The sequence below is a fragment of the Pedobacter sp. SYSU D00535 genome (assembly GCF_017355855.1).
GTDB lineage: Bacteria > Bacteroidota > Bacteroidia > Sphingobacteriales > Sphingobacteriaceae > Desertivirga.
Genome location: NZ_JAFEWD010000004.1, coordinates 275,471 through 294,151 on the forward strand (window position 1 = coordinate 275,471; position 18,681 = coordinate 294,151).

General features: G+C 42.4%; 20 protein-coding genes. 8 read left to right on the forward strand and 12 right to left on the reverse strand.

Going from position 1 to position 18,681, the window contains the following annotated elements:
- Positions 1 to 37: 37 nt before the first annotated feature.
- Positions 38 to 697: an orotate phosphoribosyltransferase gene (pyrE, locus tag J4N23_RS11760; protein ID WP_207427480.1), complete on the reverse strand. Its 660-nt coding sequence runs from the start codon at positions 695 to 697 to the stop codon at positions 38 to 40.
- On the opposite strand from pyrE, the gene J4N23_RS11765 reads away from it, so the two are divergent.
- Entirely contained in the window at positions 696 to 1,301 is a 606-nt protein-coding gene (locus J4N23_RS11765) for an NUDIX domain-containing protein (protein WP_242689198.1), read from the forward strand. The genes pyrE and J4N23_RS11765 overlap by 2 nt on opposite strands.
- A gap of 57 nt (positions 1,302 to 1,358) precedes the next feature.
- On the opposite strand, the gene coaD is transcribed toward J4N23_RS11765, so the two are convergent.
- From coaD to J4N23_RS11780, 3 genes are all read right to left on the reverse strand, one after another.
- Positions 1,359 to 1,823 carry a pantetheine-phosphate adenylyltransferase gene (coaD, locus tag J4N23_RS11770; RefSeq protein WP_207427481.1) on the reverse strand — a complete coding sequence of 155 codons (465 nt, stop codon included), beginning with the start codon at positions 1,821 to 1,823 and terminating at the stop codon, positions 1,359 to 1,361.
- 87 nt (positions 1,824 to 1,910) lie between these two features.
- Positions 1,911 to 2,372 carry a hypothetical protein gene (locus J4N23_RS11775; protein WP_207427482.1) on the reverse strand — a complete coding sequence of 154 codons (462 nt, stop codon included), beginning with the start codon at positions 2,370 to 2,372 and terminating at the stop codon, positions 1,911 to 1,913.
- 15 nt (positions 2,373 to 2,387) lie between these two features.
- Positions 2,388 to 2,906, reverse strand: coding sequence for a thermonuclease family protein (locus J4N23_RS11780; RefSeq protein WP_207427483.1), 519 nt, complete (start codon positions 2,904 to 2,906; stop codon positions 2,388 to 2,390).
- Positions 2,907 to 3,044: 138 nt separating this feature from the next.
- Between J4N23_RS11780 and murI the strand changes: the two genes are divergently transcribed.
- A complete protein-coding gene (murI, locus tag J4N23_RS11785) occupies positions 3,045 to 3,869 on the forward strand; it encodes a glutamate racemase (RefSeq protein ID WP_207427484.1) in 825 nt (274 codons plus the stop codon).
- 24 nt (positions 3,870 to 3,893) lie between these two features.
- Here murI and nhaA read toward each other — a convergent pair whose 3' ends face one another.
- Positions 3,894 to 5,108, reverse strand: coding sequence for a Na+/H+ antiporter NhaA (gene nhaA, locus J4N23_RS11790; protein WP_207427485.1), 1,215 nt, complete (start codon positions 5,106 to 5,108; stop codon positions 3,894 to 3,896).
- Between the two features lie 241 nt (positions 5,109 to 5,349).
- Between nhaA and J4N23_RS11795 the strand changes: the two genes are divergently transcribed.
- From J4N23_RS11795 to J4N23_RS11820, 6 genes are all read left to right on the forward strand, one after another.
- Positions 5,350 to 5,598 (forward strand): type B 50S ribosomal protein L31, encoded by a 249-nt coding sequence (locus tag J4N23_RS11795; protein ID WP_207427490.1) that lies wholly within the window; start codon positions 5,350 to 5,352, stop codon positions 5,596 to 5,598.
- 66 nt (positions 5,599 to 5,664) lie between these two features.
- Positions 5,665 to 6,837: a GlmU family protein gene (locus tag J4N23_RS11800; protein ID WP_207427491.1), complete on the forward strand. Its 1,173-nt coding sequence runs from the start codon at positions 5,665 to 5,667 to the stop codon at positions 6,835 to 6,837.
- Positions 6,838 to 6,851: 14 nt separating this feature from the next.
- A complete protein-coding gene (gene tpiA, locus J4N23_RS11805) occupies positions 6,852 to 7,622 on the forward strand; it encodes a triose-phosphate isomerase (protein ID WP_207427492.1) in 771 nt (256 codons plus the stop codon).
- Positions 7,623 to 8,468: a 50S ribosomal protein L11 methyltransferase gene (prmA, locus tag J4N23_RS11810; protein ID WP_207427493.1), complete on the forward strand. Its 846-nt coding sequence runs from the start codon at positions 7,623 to 7,625 to the stop codon at positions 8,466 to 8,468.
- 47 nt (positions 8,469 to 8,515) lie between these two features.
- Entirely contained in the window at positions 8,516 to 9,874 is a 1,359-nt protein-coding gene (murC, locus tag J4N23_RS11815; protein ID WP_207427495.1) for a UDP-N-acetylmuramate--L-alanine ligase, read from the forward strand.
- Positions 9,875 to 9,893: 19 nt separating this feature from the next.
- The gene (locus J4N23_RS11820) at positions 9,894 to 10,235 is read left to right on the forward strand and encodes a helix-turn-helix domain-containing protein (protein ID WP_207427497.1); all 342 of its coding nucleotides are present in this window, start codon (positions 9,894 to 9,896) and stop codon (positions 10,233 to 10,235) included.
- A 29-nt stretch (positions 10,236 to 10,264) separates the two neighbouring features.
- On the opposite strand, the gene J4N23_RS11825 is transcribed toward J4N23_RS11820, so the two are convergent.
- The 7 genes from J4N23_RS11825 to J4N23_RS11855 all read right to left on the reverse strand — a co-directional run bounded on the left by J4N23_RS11825 (position 10,265) and on the right by J4N23_RS11855 (position 18,595).
- A complete protein-coding gene (locus J4N23_RS11825) occupies positions 10,265 to 11,383 on the reverse strand; it encodes a GNAT family N-acetyltransferase (protein ID WP_207427499.1) in 1,119 nt (372 codons plus the stop codon).
- Positions 11,384 to 11,537: 154 nt separating this feature from the next.
- Positions 11,538 to 11,732, reverse strand: coding sequence for a hypothetical protein (locus J4N23_RS11830; protein ID WP_207427686.1), 195 nt, complete (start codon positions 11,730 to 11,732; stop codon positions 11,538 to 11,540).
- Between the two features lie 129 nt (positions 11,733 to 11,861).
- Positions 11,862 to 12,419 (reverse strand): SMC-Scp complex subunit ScpB, encoded by a 558-nt coding sequence (gene scpB, locus J4N23_RS11835; protein ID WP_207427501.1) that lies wholly within the window; start codon positions 12,417 to 12,419, stop codon positions 11,862 to 11,864.
- Positions 12,420 to 12,616: 197 nt separating this feature from the next.
- Positions 12,617 to 15,544: a sensor histidine kinase gene (locus J4N23_RS11840; RefSeq protein WP_207427502.1), complete on the reverse strand. Its 2,928-nt coding sequence runs from the start codon at positions 15,542 to 15,544 to the stop codon at positions 12,617 to 12,619.
- Positions 15,545 to 15,563: 19 nt separating this feature from the next.
- Positions 15,564 to 16,349, reverse strand: a complete 786-nt coding sequence (locus J4N23_RS11845) for a LytTR family DNA-binding domain-containing protein (protein WP_207427504.1) — start codon at positions 16,347 to 16,349, stop codon at positions 15,564 to 15,566.
- Positions 16,350 to 16,406: 57 nt separating this feature from the next.
- A complete protein-coding gene (gene mqnC / locus J4N23_RS11850) occupies positions 16,407 to 17,531 on the reverse strand; it encodes a cyclic dehypoxanthinyl futalosine synthase (RefSeq protein ID WP_207427511.1) in 1,125 nt (374 codons plus the stop codon).
- 74 nt (positions 17,532 to 17,605) lie between these two features.
- A complete protein-coding gene (locus J4N23_RS11855) occupies positions 17,606 to 18,595 on the reverse strand; it encodes a YpdA family putative bacillithiol disulfide reductase (protein ID WP_207427514.1) in 990 nt (329 codons plus the stop codon).
- Positions 18,596 to 18,681 lie beyond the last annotated feature (86 nt).

The window sequence follows — 18,681 nt, forward strand, 5'->3', positions numbered from 1 at the left end:
TTTTTCGAGCTTTTAGGTTTTTTTAAACTGCAATTTGCTAGGTAAGGCTCTCGATCGAATTTCCCCACTCAGTCGGGTTGTCTCTCCATTTACGCAAAAGCTCAATATCCCCTTTGTTGATAAACTGGTGCTCAGACGCAAAGTTGATAAGTGCAGTATAATTGGATAGGGTTTCAAACCGGCATTTTGCAGCTTTGAAGTTTTCCGTTGCGCTGTCCAGTCCGTAGCTAAAGATGGCTACTAAGCCTGCAACGTCACAACCAGCATCGCGTAAAGCTTGTACTGCCTGCAGGCTGCTTTTTCCCGTAGAAATTAAGTCTTCAACCACTACGACACGCTGACCTTCAAAAATTTCTCCTTCAATTAAACTGCCGGTTCCGTGTTCTTTCGGTTTTGATCTCACATAAGCGAACGGAAGGCCTAGTTCTTGCGCCACAAGCACCCCCTGAGGGATACCTGCAGTTGCTACACCAGCTATTAATCCTACAGATCCAAATTCTTCTTGAACAAGAGCAGATAATTTTTGTCTTATATATGTTCTTATTGCGGGATGAGAAAGAGTTACCCGATTGTCGCAGTAAATAGGTGATTTAATTCCGGACGCCCAGGTAAACGGCTTGTTTGGTTGTAATTTAATTGCTTTAATTTGTAACAAAAACTCTGCAACTTTCTGTTCAATCTCACTTTTGTTGATCATGACACAAATATATAGGATTTATATTAACGATACAGCTTTAATTGTCTCAGATTTTATGCCAGGAGGCATCGGTTCTTACCAACAAATTGATGCTCAGCAATTTGATTTTCGCGATTTTTATCAACAGGTGAAAGGCTCTATTCCTTCTGTTTATGTTCTTCTTTCTCAGGACCCTAAAAAGCTTTTTAGGAAAATCAGAAAGCCTTTTAATGTTATAAAAGCCGCCGGGGGCGTGGTAAAAAATGAAGAGAATCAGTATCTTTTTATTTACAGAAAAGGGAAGTGGGATTTGCCCAAAGGGAAACTTGATGAGGATGAAAAAACGAAGAAGGCAGCCGTTCGGGAAGTGGAAGAAGAGTGCGGTATAAAAGTGCTGGAAGCTGAAGATAAACTGTGCAGAACCTGGCATGTGTACGAGGAGAAAGGGGAGGTGGTGTTTAAGAAGACAACCTGGTACACCATGAAAGCCGAGAATCAGCCATTGACCCCCCAGTTAGAGGAAGGAATTACTGAAGCTCGCTGGTTTGCTCCTTCTGATTTTGAATATATTAAAAGAAATACCTATCCGCTGATCTGTGACGTAATCAGCCTGATTGAGGTTTAAAAGAAAAGGGGCGAAATCTATTGGTATTTGCCCCTTTTTAATAGTTAGCCTTCAGTTTTATGTCAGGTAGGGCAGGGCCTCTTTGGGAACAAATTGGCTTATGTCTCCCTTGTGTCTGAGGATGTCACGAACAATCGTAGAGCTGATAGAAGAATATCCCGGATTACTAAGAATAAAAATACTTTCGATACTTGGTTCAAGCGCGTGATTCATTTGTGCTATAGCTTTCTCATATTCGAAGTCAGACACGGTTCTAATTCCCCTGAGTAAATACTGAGCGCCGGTAGTTTTGCAGAATTCGATCGTTAAACCTTCATAAAAGGCTACTTCGATCTTCGGCTCCTTTGCAAATACCGACTTCAATATCTGCTCTCTCGTTTCGATTGCTAGCAATGGCTGCTTGTTGCTGTTGGTGCCAATTCCTATAATAACTTTATCAAACAGGGATACAGACCGCTTCAAGATGTCTACATGAGCAATGGTAACAGGATCGAAAGAACCAGGAAATAGGGCAATTTTCATATTGTAAAGGTAGGTGGTTCAAGGAAAATCCGGAAACAGCAAAAAGGGAGTGTGCAGATTGGATAATCAGCGGTCATCTTGCGCGACTTACTCCTTCCTGTACTCCTGAATATAAACTGCTTTTGCAGCCACTTTTTCTTGATCGCCTTCTGTATATTCAGGGCTATCGTCTTCAATTTCCAGTGTCATGTTGGAGTCGGTAAGCGATGTAATGCTAAACTTCTCGACGCCGAGCCCGGAACTGAGGGTGAGGTAGTCTTGGCTGTTCGTTTCACTTACAGCATATTGAACGGGAATAGAAACAAAGATGGAGCCATCGGTCATTGAAACTTTCGCTGTCGATTTTCCGTCAAATTCAATATCCGCAAGTGCGTCATCAGATTCGGTGTATATCTTAACACCCTGAGTGTTGTAATAGTGGGTATAGGATGCCGTATTTTTCCACTTTCCTTTCAATTTAGCTGCGACTGAAAGATCTTCGTCATCCTTTTGGCATCCCGTCAGGCCAAAGCCAATCATCAGAAACAATAGTAGTACTTTTACCTTCATCGGTTCGGTTTTGCCCTAAGGTAAATTATTTTTCTGAGATATCTTTCGCTTTCGAGCATTATCCAGTTTCTTCTTGCGAAATTCCCAGGGCGCCACCGGTTGCTTAGCGCTCCACAATCCCTTTTTCTGCGATCGGGCCCACTGCTCAAGTTCCGCGTATCTTCGGGATTTATCGTACTGTTTGTAGTGCCATGCCAGGCCTGCTTTCAAAAGCTCCTCGTTAAGACTTTTTCCATTCGGAAGCATTGCTATCCCAATCAATCTTCCATATCGGTCGTAGTTCTTTTTTTCGACTTTAATCGACTTGCCGAAAATTAAATCCGAAGTAAACTGCCTGGCTTTAGTTCCAAAGTCCTGACTTTTTTCCGGGGTATCGACACCGTGTAGTCGCACTTTTACTTGTTTTTTTTGGTCGGTCAAGATCGTAAAAGTGTCTCCATCAGCTATTTTAACTACTCTGCCATTTATTGATTCCTGACAGCTGGCTAAGACAGTGAAAAATAGAAGCAGGGTGGATGTCAGCACAAATTTCATCTGGCGAAAATAGGGCGCTGGCTCCGAATGAATGGAATAAATCTCTTTTTAAATCTGCCGCTGGGAAGGTACAGAAATAGTGGTTGTAAGATTAACAATTGAAGTAGACCCTGTATGTGTTTTTAGTAATTTAGCGGCATGTTGCATAACGGACCGATCGGCGTTTTTGATTCAGGATATGGCGGATTAACCGTTTTTAAGGAGATTGTTAAAGAGTTGCCTCAATACGACTATATCTACTTAGGCGATAATGCCCGTGTTCCTTACGGTACGCGGTCTTTTGAGACCGTATATCGTTACACCTGGGAATGTGTGCAGCGCTTGTTTGAGATGGGCTGCCGCCTGGTGATACTAGCCTGTAATACCGCTTCCGCAAAGGCCCTTCGCACCATTCAGCAGCAGAATTTGCCAGAGTTGTCCGATTTAAGGCGAGTGCTTGGGGTGATCAGGCCTACGGCCGAAGTTGTAGGTACTCTTACCCAGACGGGCGAGGTAGGCATTTTAGGGACGCAGGGAACTGTAGCCTCCGGATCGTACGTAATAGAGATAGCGAAGTTTTTTCCGGAAATAAAGGTTGTGCAGGAGGCCTGCCCCATGTGGGTTCCTCTGGTTGAAAACAACGAGTTCAATTCTGAAGGCGCTGATTACTTCATCAAAAAAAATCTCGACAACCTGTTCGCGAAATCGGCTAATGTGGATACCCTCGTGCTGGCTTGCACGCACTATCCCTTGCTGGAGGAGAAAATCAGGAAGCAGGTACCGGCCAATGTAAACTTGGTTTCGCAGGGAGAGATCGTTGCCAGAAGCTTAAATGACTACTTGTTAAGGCATCCCGAAATCGCCGTTCTATGTTCCAGTAACGGCTCGAGACAGTTTTATACTACAGAATCTACGGGCAGCTTCGATAAGAAGGCAGAGATCTTCCTGGGGCATGCAGTTACATCTTCCCACCTCGAATTGTAGCTAGTCCAGACGATAGTTCCCTTATTACTCATAGCCCAAGCTCTTGATTTCCTCTTTCGAGCGCAGTATTCTTTTTACACGTTTTCGGTATACAAAACTGAGAAAAGCATAGCCCAGACCGCCAGCCAAAATGGAGGCAATCAGAATGGAAAATTTTGCTTCCGACTGGTGCTCGAGGTTGTCAAAAGATAACATGGCAATGAATACAGACATGGTAAAGCCGATACCGGCCAGCATGCCTAATCCAATAATATGTTTCCAGGACGATCTGCTAGGTAAAGTACTCAGTCCTAGTTTTACTGCCAGGTAGGAAAACAGGCTAACGCCTAATGTTTTTCCGACGATTAATCCCAAAATAATTCCCATACCCATTCGGGAAGTGACTCCGTCCAGCATGGCAGCTTCGAATCTGATATTTGTATTTGCTAGTGCAAAAATAGGCATGATCAAATAGTTGACAGGGCCTGTTAAGCTATGTTCCAACTTTTCGAGCGGAGATTCAAGTTTTATAGGATTAGTAGGAATTGTAAACGCCAGAAGGACGCCAGCAATGGTGGCGTGAATCCCTGAATGATGAATGAAATACCAGAGAAAGATACCGGGAATGAGGTAAAAAACTATCTTTTTTACGCCCATCGCATTCATTGCTGCAAGCAGCGCCAGAATTCCTCCTGCGTAAAGCAACTGGGTAACATGTACTTCCTCTGTATAAAATAATGCGATTACCAGAATAGCGCCCAAATCGTCTACAATAGCCAGGGCAGCTAGAAATACTTTTAGTGAAGTAGGGACTCTTTTCCCAAGCATGGAAATTACCGCCAGGGCAAATGCAATGTCTGTAGTCATCGGAATTCCCCAGCCGCTTGCCGACGTAGTGCCAGAGTTGAACAGGGCATAAATTCCTGCGGGAAAAAGCATTCCTCCCGCCGCCGCAAAGATGGGAAGTACAGCTCTGGAGATAGAGGAAAGCTCTCCTTCAAGTATCTCGCGTTTGATTTCGAGGCCCACAAGGAGGAAAAATATCGCCATCAGCCCGTCGTTGATCCACATTTCCACGGAATATCTTAAATGCCATGGTTCATACCCAATAGGATAATTAAGTACGGAATGGAAGTTATCGTAAAAACCAATATTAGCTAAGGTTAGGGAAATAATTACCGCGAGCATCAGCAGCACGCCCCCGATTTGCCCGGATCGAAAGAAGTCCTTAAATGGTTTTAAATTGATAAATTTGGCCATATCCGCGAAAATAGATATTTATGAAAAGTTCAAAGATAAAATTCCGCTAAAAGCGGAGCTTTAACCTAAAGCGGGAGTAAAGCCATTTGTTTCCACTTTCTGCTTCTGTTAGTCTTTTAGAAGTAAAACGAGTGGTGCGATATTTGGGATAAGAAAAATGATTTTCGATAAAAAAAGAAAAAAGCTTTTTATGTCAAAGTATTAGTATTATATTTGCGCCTCTCAAAAAGGAGTTTGAACCATGAAGGCTGATTTACATCCAAAGAATTATAGATTGGTAGTTTTCAAAGACATGTCTAACGACTATTCTTTCGTTACCAAATCTTGCATAGACACAAAAGAAACAATTCAGTGGGAAGACGGAAATGAATACCCATTAGTGAAGTTAGAGATTTCTCACATGTCTCACCCGTTTTATACAGGTAAGATGAAGTTAGTAGACACAGCAGGACGTATTGATAAGTTCCGTAGCCGCTACGCAAAGAAGTAATTAACATCATTTAAAATATATAAAGTCCCGGTTAAATCAGCTGGGACTTTTTTTATTTTTGCCCCGATGAAGATCGTTCTATTTGATGATTCGGCCAGGGAAAGCTTGCTGCCCCTTACGTTCACCCGGCCGGTGGCCAGCCTTCGCATCGGTATTTTAACCATCGCGGAAAAATGGGAGAGGTACTTGAAAGCGGAAGCGTCGTACTTGACTGCTGAATACCTGCAGCACAAGTTTCCCTATCATTTCCACCGTCAAAATATCTTTATAAATGGTTCAGTTTGTCCTGACGATCAGTTACTGGAAGCCATAGATAATTTGAAGGCAGGAGAGGCTCTGTATAGCCAGAACGTACTGCTTGCGGCAAAAGACAGCTCGCCCGAGGAACTGCATAATCGCCCTGCTTTAAAAATCGTAGACTATTCAACCGATTTTATCAGAATAGTATATCCTGAAGATATTTTCAGATTCAATGATGCTGAGCTTCGAAAGGACTTTTTGCTGGTAACGAAAGGAAGGTCATCCGCAAGCCTGAGCACTACCAATACCCTATTAGGCGACCAAATTTTTGTGGAACCGGGAGCCAATGCGGAGTGCACTATTTTTAATACTAAGGAGGGACCCATCTATCTTGGCTCAAATTCTAATGTCTTGGAAGGCTCAGTAATTCGCGGGTCTTTTGCCCTTTGCGAAAATGGGCTGGTCAAGATGGGAGCAAAGATTTACGGTAAAACGACTGTAGGACCTCATTGTAAGGTGGGAGGAGAAGTAAATAATTCGGTTCTATACTCCAATTCGTCAAAAGGGCATGAGGGGTTCCTCGGAAATTCAGTGTTAGGAGAATGGTGTAATATTGGTGCAGATACCAACAATTCCAACCTTAAAAATAACTATGCCGAGGTGAAGTTGTGGGACTATAATAAAAAGAGGTTCCGTAAAACCGGACTGCAATTTTGTGGTCTGATTATGGCGGATCATGCAAAGTGCGGTATTAATACAATGTTTAATACAGGAACTGTGGTAGGAGTAAGTGCAAATGTATTTGGTGCCGGTTATCCCCGCAATTTCGTTCCGGACTTTGCCTGGGGAGGAGCACAGGGTTTTGAAGTGTACAACCTGAATAAAGTTTTTGAAACCGCTGAAAAAGTTTTTGAACGGAGGGGAATAACTTTTGGGGAGGATGATCAGAAAATCCTTAATGAAGTCTTTGAATTAACAAAAAGCTATAGAAATTTTTAACCTAATAGTATATCATGAGAAAGAAGATAGTAGCAGGTAACTGGAAAATGAATATGGATTACACTTCAGGGATGACGTTATTCTCTGAGGTTATTAATATGGTAAATGATGAAGCAAGAGGAGATCAGGAAGTGATCGTTTGTCCTCCTTCACTGTTTGTTTACAGCCTTGCACAACTTGCTAAAGGAAGTTCAAAAGTAAGCGTTGGTGCACAAAACTGTCATCAGGCTGATTCAGGTGCTTTCACTGGTGAAATTTCAGCTTCGCAAGTTAAATCAGTTGGTGCAGAATATGTGATCCTGGGCCATTCAGAGCGTCGCCAGTATTTTGGCGAAAACAATGAATTATTAGCTCAGAAAACAGATGCGGTATTAAAAAACGGTTTAAGACCAATATTCTGTATCGGGGAAACATTGGAAGAGCGTAATCAGAACGTGCATTTCCAATTGATTAAAGAACAGTTGGAGCAGGGCGTGTTTCATCTTGCTGAAGCAGATTTTGCGAAAGTTGTACTCGCTTATGAGCCGGTTTGGGCAATAGGAACGGGAGTTACTGCGAGTCCTGAGCAGGCACAGGAAATCCACGCCTTTATCCGTAAAGAAATAGAAGCTAAATACGGAGTTGAGGTTGCTGAAAACACAACAATCCTATACGGAGGCAGCTGCAACCCCAAAAATGCTGCGGAATTATTTTCGCAGGCAGATATTGACGGGGGATTAATTGGTGGTGCTTCTTTAAAGTCGAGAGATTTTACAGACATTGTGAAAGCTTTTAATATTCAGTAATTGGGCTACTACGAATTCATATTCACTTTACAGTCTGAGGAGGATTTTCATCGGGACCTGCTGATAAATGCTTTGGCAGAAGCAGGTTTCGATACCTTTGAGGAAACGAGCGCCGGTTTTAATGCCTACATTTCTAGCTCTGAGCTTGATCAGGAGAAGCTAAACGAGGCACTGCTGGGCTATGAAGAGATGTTCTCTTTTTCCTACGAAAAAAATTTAATTCCGCAAAAGAATTGGAATGAGGAGTGGGAGAGTAACTTTGAACCGCTAACGATCAAAGATGAGTGCTATGTAAGGGCTACCTTCCACGCTCCACGGCCAGAGTTTCGCTACGAGATCGTAATTGACCCTAAAATGTCTTTCGGAACAGGGCATCATCAAACAACAACCATGATGATGGAGTACATACTGGAGGAGGACTTCCAGGGGAAGACGGTATTAGATATGGGCTGCGGGACGGGAATTCTGGCTATCCTGGCACGAAAAACAGGTGCAGTCGCGGCAACGGCTATCGATTACGATCCTATATGTTACGATAGCGCTATCGAAAACACTCACCTGAATAACACCCCGGAAATCACAGTTCTCTGTGGTTCTAAAGAAGCAATCCCAAATCAGTCTTTCGATATAATCCTTGCTAACATTAACCGCAATATATTATTGGACCAACTGAGTAGTTATGCGGTAGTACTAAAGAATGGCGGTTCACTTTTTATAAGCGGGTTTTACCAGGAAGATATTGCTATCCTGGAAGAGGAGGCGCAACTTCATTCTCTCAAAAAGATCTCATCAAAACAGTTGGATAACTGGGCTTCTGTAAAATTTATAAAAGAAAACTTAAAATAAGTTCTCTTGTTTTACCCTAGATTAAAATCTAAATATATTTTAGTTTAATGCGAATACATTTCATTGCCGTGGGCGGAAGCGCTATGCATAATATGGCTATTGCTTTGTCTAAAAAAGGAAACGAAGTTACCGGATCTGATGATGCAATATATGAACCATCCCGCTCGAGGTTGAGCAAACAGGGAATTCTTCCTGCTCAGATGGGCTGGTTTCCTGAAAATATCACCCCTGATATCGATGCCGTTGTTTTGGGAATGCATGCACGGGTGGATAATCCGGAGTTGCTTCGCGCGCAGGAGCTTGGCTTGAAAGTGTATTCGTATCCCGAGTACATTTACGAACAATCGAAAGAGAAAGTCCGAATCGTGGTGGGAGGAAGTCATGGTAAAACGACAATTACCTCCATGATTCTTCATGTCTTGAAGAAGTGTGGTAAAGAGTTCGATTATCTTGTTGGGGCTCAGTTGGAAGGATTTGATACAATGGTCCAACTATCGGATGCTCCCATTATCGTGATTGAGGGAGATGAGTATCTCGCATCGCCGATTGACCGAAGGCCTAAGTTCCATCTTTATCAGGCGAACATCGGTGTCATCAGTGGCATCGCCTGGGATCATATAAACGTTTTCCCGACATTCGAGAATTATGTGGAGCAGTTCGAGATTTTTCTGCAGACAATAGTTCCTGGCGGGGCCATTGTTTACAATAGCAGTGACGTTATTGTAGATCAGGTTGCAGCTAAAGCAGATCCAGGCCTTCTCCGGATACCTTATGATTTGCCTTCGTTTTACACACTAAAGGGGACCACTTATCTGCGGACTGATACTAATGAGTATCCTCTGGAAGTATTTGGTAAACATAATTTACAAAATATAGAAGCGGCCCACGGTGTCTGTACACAATTGGATATTTCTGATGAACAATTTTACGACGCCATCAGTTCTTTTAAAGGTGCAGCTAAAAGATTAGAGCTTTTGGGAAAAAATGTTTCAACGGCTGTTTATAAGGACTTTGCTCATTCGCCGTCAAAGCTAAAAGCGACCGTTGATGCTGTAAAGGAACAGTATCCTGAAAGGGAGCTAGTTGCGGTGATCGAACTTCATACCTTTAGTAGCCTTAACAAAGACTTTCTGAGGGAGTATGAAGGCAGTATGAACAGAGCGGATGTGGCTGCAGTATTTATAAACCGACGCACTTTTGAGCAAAAGCAACTAGAACCTTATGAGGAAGATATAGTAAGGCAAGCCTTTGGTAACGAGGAGTTAAAATTTTTCAACGAACCCGAAATATTGGTAGAATTTTTGAGTTCTATTAATTATAACTCTAAAAACTTGCTTCTTATGAGTTCCGGTGATTTTGGCGGGTTGGATTTGAGTCAGATAGCTGAAAAGGCTTTAACACATTAAAAGTATAACATAAAGGAAAATGAAAACATTAGGAAAAAAGATACGGCTCCTTAGACATCAAAAAGGCTGGAGTCAGGAGGATGTAGCAAAGCGGTTGGACATTTCTATTCCTGCGTTCTCAAAGATAGAAACCGGTATTACTGATATTAATCTTTCTCGTTTAGAACAAATCGCAAAATTGTTCGATATGACAGTGGTACAATTACTTACTTTTAATGATACTGAGCAACAGGAAAAGTATATTTCAGAGTTAGAAATTATTACCAAAAGGCTTCAGGAAAGAGAAACAGAAGTAATTGAGCTTCAAAAGAAGATCATTGAACTTTTTGAGGAAATTCGCAGGTCGAAAGTATTGGCTTAAAAAAAATGCCCTGGATGTCAGGGCATTTTTTAGAATATCTTCCTCATCGTTACATGCCTTTTCCCGAAGGTAGCACCAGTTGCTTCGTGGATTGCTAACATCTTATCATTAAAGTCCCCCACCCAAGATAGCTCCAGTTCGTCGTATTGATTGAGTGGTAAAACATACTCCTTAAGTTTGATAAACATTGCCGACTCCAGGCCATGCTTCTGATACGCTTGTTTCGTCCCCATTACTACAGCACGCATGCGCGAAACTCCTTTCCAGCGGTAGTAGAGAAATCTCAACTTTTCCAGAATCCCCAGCTTTCCATTGAGGGGTTTAATGATTTGATTGGCGTCCGGTAGAATTATGATGAATGAAGCAGGTTCTTCGTTCACATAAGCAAACCAAATCAGCTTTTCGTCCATTATCGCCTTCATTTTACTGAAGCTCTGGATAATTGTCTCCTTGGTTATCGGGACAAAATTTTCAAAGTCTTTCCAGGCGTCGTTATAAATCTCCATGAAGTCCGCTGCGAACCTGTCTATCTCCTTCACCTGTAAGTGGCGGAAGCTATATCCTGCCTTCTTCGATACCCACTCTGCTATTTTAGTAAATCGTTCAGGAAAAGGCTTATGAACGCTGAGGTGATTGGTAATCTGCTCGTAAATCGTTTTGAATCCATAGTTTTCAAACAGCTGTTTGTAATAGGGGCGATGATAGTTCATGCCGTAGGAAGGGTGAGTGAAACCCTCCACAAGAAGCCCCCAAAATGTGTCATTCTCGCCGAAGTTAATGGGGCCGTCCATCGCTTGCATGCCCTGTTCTTGTAGCCAGTGCTTCGCCGTGTCAAACAGTTGGTTTGCCACCGCCTGATCGTTAATACTTTCGAAAAAGCCAATTCCTCCGGTAGGTTGCGGGAAAGAGTTTGCTTTCTTATAGTTAATGAAAGCGGCAATCCGGCCCACAAGCTCCTGGTTTTCGTTATAGGCTATCCATCGGCAAACTACTCCGTGCTGGTGGAAGTTGTTTTGTTTTGGGTCAAATACCTTCTCTATGTCTACATCCAAAGGGCATACCCACACCGGATCATCTTTGTAGATAATCCTTGCCACGTCCAAAAAAGCTTTCGCTTCTTTTTTATCCTTTACTTCAGTAATTATCATATTACGTCCCAAACTTAGAGAAAATTTTGGCTTTAAAATTACAGAACACTAGAAAAAATGGACAAGAGAAGCGGATGAAAAGTTTAGGGCAGGTCTACAGGTGTTATCAAAAAAAGCATTCAACTTCTGAATGCTTTTTCATTATTTCTACTTGCTAGTAATCGTCATCATCATCGTCAAATGAGCTAAAATCGTCAAGACCTCCGAGGTCATCTAAGGGAACGTCCAGGTCATCGTCATCATCGATGAAGTTCTTATTCGCCTTCGAGTCGGCAGGCTTTAAATTCAACGTCTTGGCGCCACTGGTAGCGTTTTTAGTCATGCTTGGCTTCTTCTTCGGCGTTTTCATGTTCTTAGCAATTGGGTAAGCGTTCCTGATTAATGTTAAGAATTTATAGTACTAATTTAATTAAAATTGATTCTTGTATGAGGGCAAAAATAAAAGAAAATCGATCGGCGCAAATAGTTGTCCAAAAAATTATTCCTGCTGTTCTCCTATCTCATTCGCGTCGTTTGCAAAGTCCTTCAGCTGAGGAAGTTCAGCGCTACTATTAATCCCGAAATAGTCCATGAAAAGTGGGCTGGTGCTGTAAAGAATAGGCTTTCCTATGGTTTCGGCTTTCCCGGAAATTGTAATTAATTCCTTCTCCAGAAGTTTTTGAATGGTGTAGTCGCAATTAACTCCTCTTATCTGTTCAACCTCCAATTTGGTTATCGGCTGTCGGTACGCGATAATGGCAAGAGTCTCCAACGCTGCCTGGCTTAGTTTCTTTTTTGAACGCTGGATTTGGAGCTGATTTACCAACTGGTAGTATTCCTTTTTGCTCAAAAATTGATAGCCTCCGGCCAGCTCAACTAGTCCTATTGCAAAATTGCCTTCGTACTTTTCCTTTATAGCCTGGATATGAAGTGATATCTCTTCCTCGGTTACGCTGCTGGTTCCTGTGGCCAAGAGTACCTGATAAATCTCGTTAACCGAGATACTTTGTTCTGAGGCAAATATTAATGCCTCTATGTTTAGTTGTAATGATTCCACAATCGGCAAATCTAAGAAGAACAAAGACGTCTAAAAACAAAAAAGCGGTGAAACTTTGGGGAAGTTTCAGCCGCTAAACACACACTTAGATAAAAAATATATTAATGGTCTGTGAACCGTTAATGTCTTTCGAAATTCTAATACAATAATAGATCTTTTTAAATTTTGTTTTCTCCGCAATTGAGTGACCGGTAGCTTTAACTGAGTAAACGGTCCTGAATTGGAATTGTTATATGAATATGAGTGCCTTCCGGGTGTACCGGAAGTACCGTGATTGTAATAGGACGTTCACTAAACTTACTCAGTAGTTTAATTCGCTCATTAGTTAATTCCATGCCGCGGCTAACGTGTTCTGTGCTGTACTGCCTCACTGAATTCTCAATTCCGATGCCATCATCAATAATCTCTATATGGAGCACTGCGTCGCTCACTTTTTTTATTTTAATCCAGATATTGCCCTCTGAATCTTTAGGCATTAGGCCATGCCAGATTGCGTTTTCTACAAAGGGCTGAAGAAGCATGGAAGGGATATAAACTTCGTTTCTATCCAGAGCGGTATCAACTTCAATTGAATATTGCATCCTGTCACCAAAACGAAGTTTTTCAAGGGAGAGGTACAAAGTTAGGTAGCTTACTTCTTCCTCAATAGTGATATAGCTTTTGTTGCAGTTCTCCAGATTTTTACGAATAAGCCGGGCGAATCCAGTAAGTACCTGATTGGCCATGGCGTTGTCTTTAGTATTGATGAAGTACTGAATAGAGTTCATCACGTTGAACACAAAGTGAGGGTTCATCATCGCCTGCAATGCTTGTTGTTCGAGTGATACTATCCGGGTTCTGGCCTGAAGTTCTTCTCTTTCCTTCAATCGCTTGTTTCGATAATGTCTGCTGATAAGGTAGAACAGGCAGTAAGCAAGTGCAAACAGGATCAGCGTGCGAAACCACCACTTCTTCCAAAAAGGTGGGTTTATTGCGAATTTCACCGTAATTGGATTGCTCCAATCGCTGTTCATGCTTCTGGCGCGGAGTTGTAGCTTGTATGCGCCCGGTTCAAGTGCGGCCAGTTCAAGTGTAGTGTTAGCAGTTTCCTTCCACTCCAGATCCGGGTTCAGCCGGTAGCTGTAGGTAACAGCGTTCGGATGAGCGTAATCCAACCCAATATAATTAAGGGTGATGTTGTTTGCTGAATGAGGAATGATTGCTTCAGAACTAGGCTGAACAATCTCGTTATTAGCTTTTAGTGAGTTCAAATATAGTTCTGGTGGCGCTTGCTTCTCTAGTTGATTTCTATAATTGAAAACGGACAGCCCGTTGTTTGTCGCCGCGTAGATAGTATCATCTTTCACGAAAAGGTCGTTTACTTCAGATGAAACTAATCCATGTTCTGTGCTAAAGCTGGTAACAGTCCGGCCGTTTTGAAAATCGATCTTGCTGATCCCTTTCCCAGTAACAACCCAGGCAGTACTCTTGTCCAAAACGATCTTTTTGCAGATATTCGATACCAGGCCATGCGTCGTATTTATTACTTCTTTAAGCAAATTATTTTGGAGGACATATACGCCAAACCCGTGGGTTGCACAAATAATCGAGCCGTCGGGTAATTCGGCAATGTCGGTGATCCTTTTCGACAAACGGTCAGCTTTCTCATACAGGTGGAGTACCTTCCCGTTTTTTTGCAGGCAATGAAGACCTTCGGTATTGGAAAACCATAAATTTTCCTTCGAGTCATAGAACACCGCAAATGCTCGATAGTGAAGGTGCTGATTATTATCCCCCAATCTACTTTTAGCACTAAAGCTGAGACTGAAATCGGCATTATTTATAATGTATACGCCAGAGGCCAAAGCAAGTGCTATTTTTCCCGATTTACTAATTGTATATCCTTTTACGGCAAACGAACTGTTATTCTCTTCTTTTAATAGCCTGACTACCTCACCTTTAAAATTTAACTGTCCAAATTGTTTATCTGATGCAAACCAAATAACATTCCTTTTCCTGTCTGCACTCAGCTTTTTTATGGGGTTGTATTCCGCCGACCCAATTGTTTTTTTTGCTATTCCTGTACCACTTATGATATTCACAGATCCGTTTCTAAGGCCCAGAACCAGCTTGTCATTTGTTTTAATTAGGCTATGGACGGCATTTGTAGTTAGGCCGTCAGCTGTACTGTAATACTTGGTACTTTGAGCAAAAGAGGGGAGCATAAAAACCCCATTGCCAATAGTGCTTATCCAAATGTTATTATCGGCATCTTTTTTAAGATCGGTAATGATGTTCCCCTTTAGGAAGTTTTTTGTTTTACTTTCGCGGGAGATTAAAAAAACTCCGCTTCCCATAGTACTTAGCCAAACATTTCCACTGTCGACAATAAAGCTGCCAAGGGAGCGGTTCACAATCTTTTCCGGCAGGCTTTTAACTTGGAAAAAACTGCCGTTGTTGTAGTTGAGTAAGGAACCGTTAGCAATAAAAGCTGGTCCGGCGTTAGGGGTTCGGGTGATTGTTTTGTTATTGAATGGTTTTAAAGCGAATGGAACCGACACAAAAGTTTGTCCTACTTTTAATAGGCAATAGTTGCTGTTGAGGAATAGCAACTGCCTCTTCTCATTTTCGAAAATGAAGCAGTTGGCAAGGGAGTACTTCGCTGACTTGTGGAGCCGGTAGTTATGGGAGGCAGTTATTTGAATAAGCAAATTTCGATTGGTTGTAAACCAGAGGTTTCCTCTAGAATCCTCGAAGAAGGAGACGAAGCTCCCCTGCGAGATAATTTTCTTCAATAGGGGTTCGTTACCAGGATTGTAGAACTTGTTGTTGTAGAAATAACTTAGCTTGCCATTTAATGTCAGAAACCAGATCCTTCCTTTTGAGTCTTCATGAATCCCAAGTACTTCGTTGTCGGATAGCCCGTTGTCTATGGTAAAGAGCTCGAAGGACCGTCCGTTGAATCTATTAACGCCATTTTCAGTTGCAAACCACATAAAGCCCCGTGAGTCCTGGAAGACGGAGTAGACGGTGGAACTGGCAAGTCCCTGCGCGACGCTATAATTTCTGAACACATATGACTGGGCCCTGCTCTTCGTGGCAAACAAAAAGGCATATAAAATGAGAAAGAATAGTATTCTGGCCACGGGCTTCTTCAAAATCTCTTTATTTATTGAAATAATTCTTTGCCTTTTCCTGAAATTCTGTAGCTCTTCTTCTAGAAACCGGCAATGTTACGCCGTTGCTTAGAATAATTTGCCAGCCGTTCTTGTTTACATAGCTTTTTATGTACCGAAAGTTCACGATCACCGATTTGTGGATCCTTAGGAACTCTTGGGGGTCCAAAGAGTCTTCGATCTCCTTCAATGGTTTAGAGATAACCAATTTCTCGCCATCCTGAAGATGGAATTCTGAATAATTGCTATCTGCTTCTACATAAATGATATCGGCTGTATCAATCACATTAAAGCCGTAAGTGTTTGGAAGGGTGATTTTTTTCTGAGTTCGGGAGGCGGAAGAGGTGGGTTGGCTACTTTCATCGCTTTCCCGACTGCTAAGTGATTCAGGCGTTCGGGGCGATGTCAAATTTGCCCATGCTTCTGCTTTGGATACAGCTGTTTTAAGTTCTTCAATATCTATAGGCTTCAACAGGTAGTCAATCGCATTTGCTTTCAACGCTTTCAGCGCATACTGATCATAAGCGGTAGTGAAAATGACTCGGATGTTTCTCTCTTGCAGTGCAGGTAATAGCTCGAAGCCGTTCTCTTTAGGCATAGCGATGTCCAGAAAAACAAGGTTAAAAACCTGCGCACTAATAAGCTGTCGTGCTTCTGAGACAGATTTAACAATGCCTGCTACTTGCACTTCAGGACAGTTCTCTTGTATCAGAAAATAAAGAGATTTCCTGCTGTACTCTTCGTCGTCTACTATAAGAGCCTTCAAAGTTGTCATAGTTTCGGCTGAAATTACCGAAAATCAGCCGAACAGCCCAAGGCAGTTAAAGTATTTTTAGTAGTTAATCTGTTGCTCCTCAATCTGAGCGGGCATTTCTCTGAATCCGTACTGTTGGTTTCTCAGTTGCGGCTCAAACCCTGCTTCTCGGATGGATTCCTGGATGCCTTTAGCAGTAAAACGATGGGGCGCACCTGCTGCACTAACCACATTCTCCTCAATCATGATCGACCCAAAGTCGTTAGCACCTGCATGGAGGCATATTTGTGCTACCGGCTTTCCTACTGTTAACCAGGACGCCTGAATGTTTTTGATGTTTGGAAGCATGATGCGGCTTAATGCAATCATTCGGATGTATTCGTCGGCCGTCACATGATTGCTGATCCCCCTCACACGTTTCAGAAGGGTGCCGTCGTCCTGAAAAGGCCAGGGGATAAAGGCAATAAAACCTTTTGCCTCAGCAGGTTTTTCAGATTGTACTTGTCTGATCCAAACCAAATGCTCGAAGCGCTCTTCCAAAGTTTCCACGTGACCAAACATCATAGTCGCTGATGTGCTAAGGCCCAGCTGATGTGCTGCCCGCATAACATCAAGCCATTCCTGGCCACCGCATTTACCCTTTGATATGAGTCTTCGCACCCTGTCATTTAGAATTTCTGCACCAGCTCCAGGGAGAGAGTCCAGACCCGCTTCCATCAATGCTTTCAGAACCTCCAAGTGGGAGAGTCCCTCCAGCTTAGAGATATGAGCAATTTCGGGTGGTCCGAGTGAATGGAGTTTAAGAGTAGGATAGAGCTCTTTCAATTGTTTAAACAGGTCAACATAAAATTGAAGACCGAGATCGGGGTGATGTCCGCCCTGAAGTAACAGCTGGTCGCCTCCGTATTTAAAAGTCTCCTCTATTTTTTGTTTGTAGGTTTCAATGTCTGTGATATAACTTTCTTCATGCCCCGGTCGACGGAAGAAGTTGCAGAACTTGCAGTTAGCAATGCAAACATTTGTTGTATTTACATTCCTGTCTATCTGCCAGGTTACTTTCCCATGTGGCACTTGTTCTTTTCTAAGTTCGTTGGCCACCTGCATCAACTCAGCTGTTGCTGCATTTTTAAACAGATATACCCCCTCTTCTATGGAAAGGAAATCGTAGGCCCGCGCCCTCTGCAATAAGTCCTGAATGTTCATCGTCACAAAGATAGTTAGTTGGCAGAAGGGTAGCTAAGTAATTCTAATTTCCGCCGTCAGTTGGTGGTAATAATTTAAGATCTTTTGTTTTTTTCTGTCAGGTGCCAGATAATTTTTTCTGCGTGTTCCCTTGAATTCTCAATAAATAAAGAATGGGTGTTCATCCCTCCGCAAACTACCCCTGCCAAGTATAATCCCTTAATATTAGTTTCCATTGTTTGAGGATTATAAGTAGGACTGAGGATTTCATCCTCAGAAAGGGTAATGCCAAGTGTCCGAAGAAAGTTGAAGTTGGGTTGATAGCCTGTCATCGCTAATACAAAGTCGTTTTTAAGAGTGACTTTGCCTTCGGGTGTTTGAATATCTATTTCGTCTTCCCGGACTTCTGTCAACTCAGAGCAAAAGAACGCTTGAATGCTTCCTTCTTTAATACGATTTTCTATGTCTGGTTTTACCCAGTACTTAACTCGGTTTCCTATCGAGTTTCCTCTGATAATCATCGTCACCTCAGCCCCTTTTCTGAAAGTCTCCAATGCCACATCTACTGAAGAGTTATTTGCACCTACTACCGCTACCTTCTGAAAGGCATAAAAGTGGGGATCCTGGTAATAGTGGCGTACCTTTGAAAGGTGCTCCCCTGGTATATCCATGGTTGCAGGGATGTCGTAGAAGCCGGTAGCTACAATGATATTAGTGGCCTTATAACTTGATTTTGTTGTTTCCACAGCGAAGTTTTCTCCTGTTTCCTTAACTGTAGTTACTGACTCGAAAAGCCGGATGTTGAGATTATAATGAACAGCAACTCTCCGGTAATATTCTAACGCTTCTGCGCGGGTAGGTTTTGGATTAATAGAGACAAAGGGAATATTGCCGATTTCCAGCCGCTCGGAAGTAGAGAAAAAAGTCATGTTAACAGGGTAGTGATATAGCGAATTCACTAAACATCCTTTTTCAATAATTACATAGCTTAGTCCTGCTTTTAAAGCTTCAATGCCACAAGCAAGGCCAATAGGTCCGGCACCAATGATCAGTACGTCTACCGAATGATCTTCTTTAATCTCCATTTTTTAAGTTAATTCGACAAGAACAATATTGTTTGCGAAAAGCACGAGTCGTGATAACAAAAAAGGCCGCTTCGGGTAACGAAGCA

Coding starts and splice junctions, on each gene's coding strand:
- J4N23_RS11765 (WP_242689198.1), top strand. CDS start 696: ATGACACAAATATATAGGATTTATATTAACGATACAGCTTTAATTGTC.
- pyrE (WP_207427480.1), bottom strand. CDS start 697: ATGATCAACAAAAGTGAGATTGAACAGAAAGTTGCAGAGTTTTTGTTA.
- coaD (WP_207427481.1), bottom strand. CDS start 1,823: ATGAAAATTGCCCTATTTCCTGGTTCTTTCGATCCTGTTACCATTGCT.
- J4N23_RS11775 (WP_207427482.1), bottom strand. CDS start 2,372: ATGAAGGTAAAAGTACTACTATTGTTTCTGATGATTGGCTTTGGCCTG.
- J4N23_RS11780 (WP_207427483.1), bottom strand. CDS start 2,906: ATGAAATTTGTGCTGACATCCACCCTGCTTCTATTTTTCACTGTCTTA.
- murI (WP_207427484.1), top strand. CDS start 3,045: ATGTTGCATAACGGACCGATCGGCGTTTTTGATTCAGGATATGGCGGA.
- nhaA (WP_207427485.1), bottom strand. CDS start 5,108: ATGGCCAAATTTATCAATTTAAAACCATTTAAGGACTTCTTTCGATCC.
- J4N23_RS11795 (WP_207427490.1), top strand. CDS start 5,350: ATGAAGGCTGATTTACATCCAAAGAATTATAGATTGGTAGTTTTCAAA.
- J4N23_RS11800 (WP_207427491.1), top strand. CDS start 5,665: ATGAAGATCGTTCTATTTGATGATTCGGCCAGGGAAAGCTTGCTGCCC.
- tpiA (WP_207427492.1), top strand. CDS start 6,852: ATGAGAAAGAAGATAGTAGCAGGTAACTGGAAAATGAATATGGATTAC.
- murC (WP_207427495.1), top strand. CDS start 8,516: ATGCGAATACATTTCATTGCCGTGGGCGGAAGCGCTATGCATAATATG.
- J4N23_RS11820 (WP_207427497.1), top strand. CDS start 9,894: ATGAAAACATTAGGAAAAAAGATACGGCTCCTTAGACATCAAAAAGGC.
- J4N23_RS11825 (WP_207427499.1), bottom strand. CDS start 11,383: ATGATAATTACTGAAGTAAAGGATAAAAAAGAAGCGAAAGCTTTTTTG.
- J4N23_RS11830 (WP_207427686.1), bottom strand. CDS start 11,732: ATGAAAACGCCGAAGAAGAAGCCAAGCATGACTAAAAACGCTACCAGT.
- J4N23_RS11845 (WP_207427504.1), bottom strand. CDS start 16,349: ATGACAACTTTGAAGGCTCTTATAGTAGACGACGAAGAGTACAGCAGG.
- mqnC (WP_207427511.1), bottom strand. CDS start 17,531: ATGAACATTCAGGACTTATTGCAGAGGGCGCGGGCCTACGATTTCCTT.
- J4N23_RS11855 (WP_207427514.1), bottom strand. CDS start 18,595: ATGGAGATTAAAGAAGATCATTCGGTAGACGTACTGATCATTGGTGCC.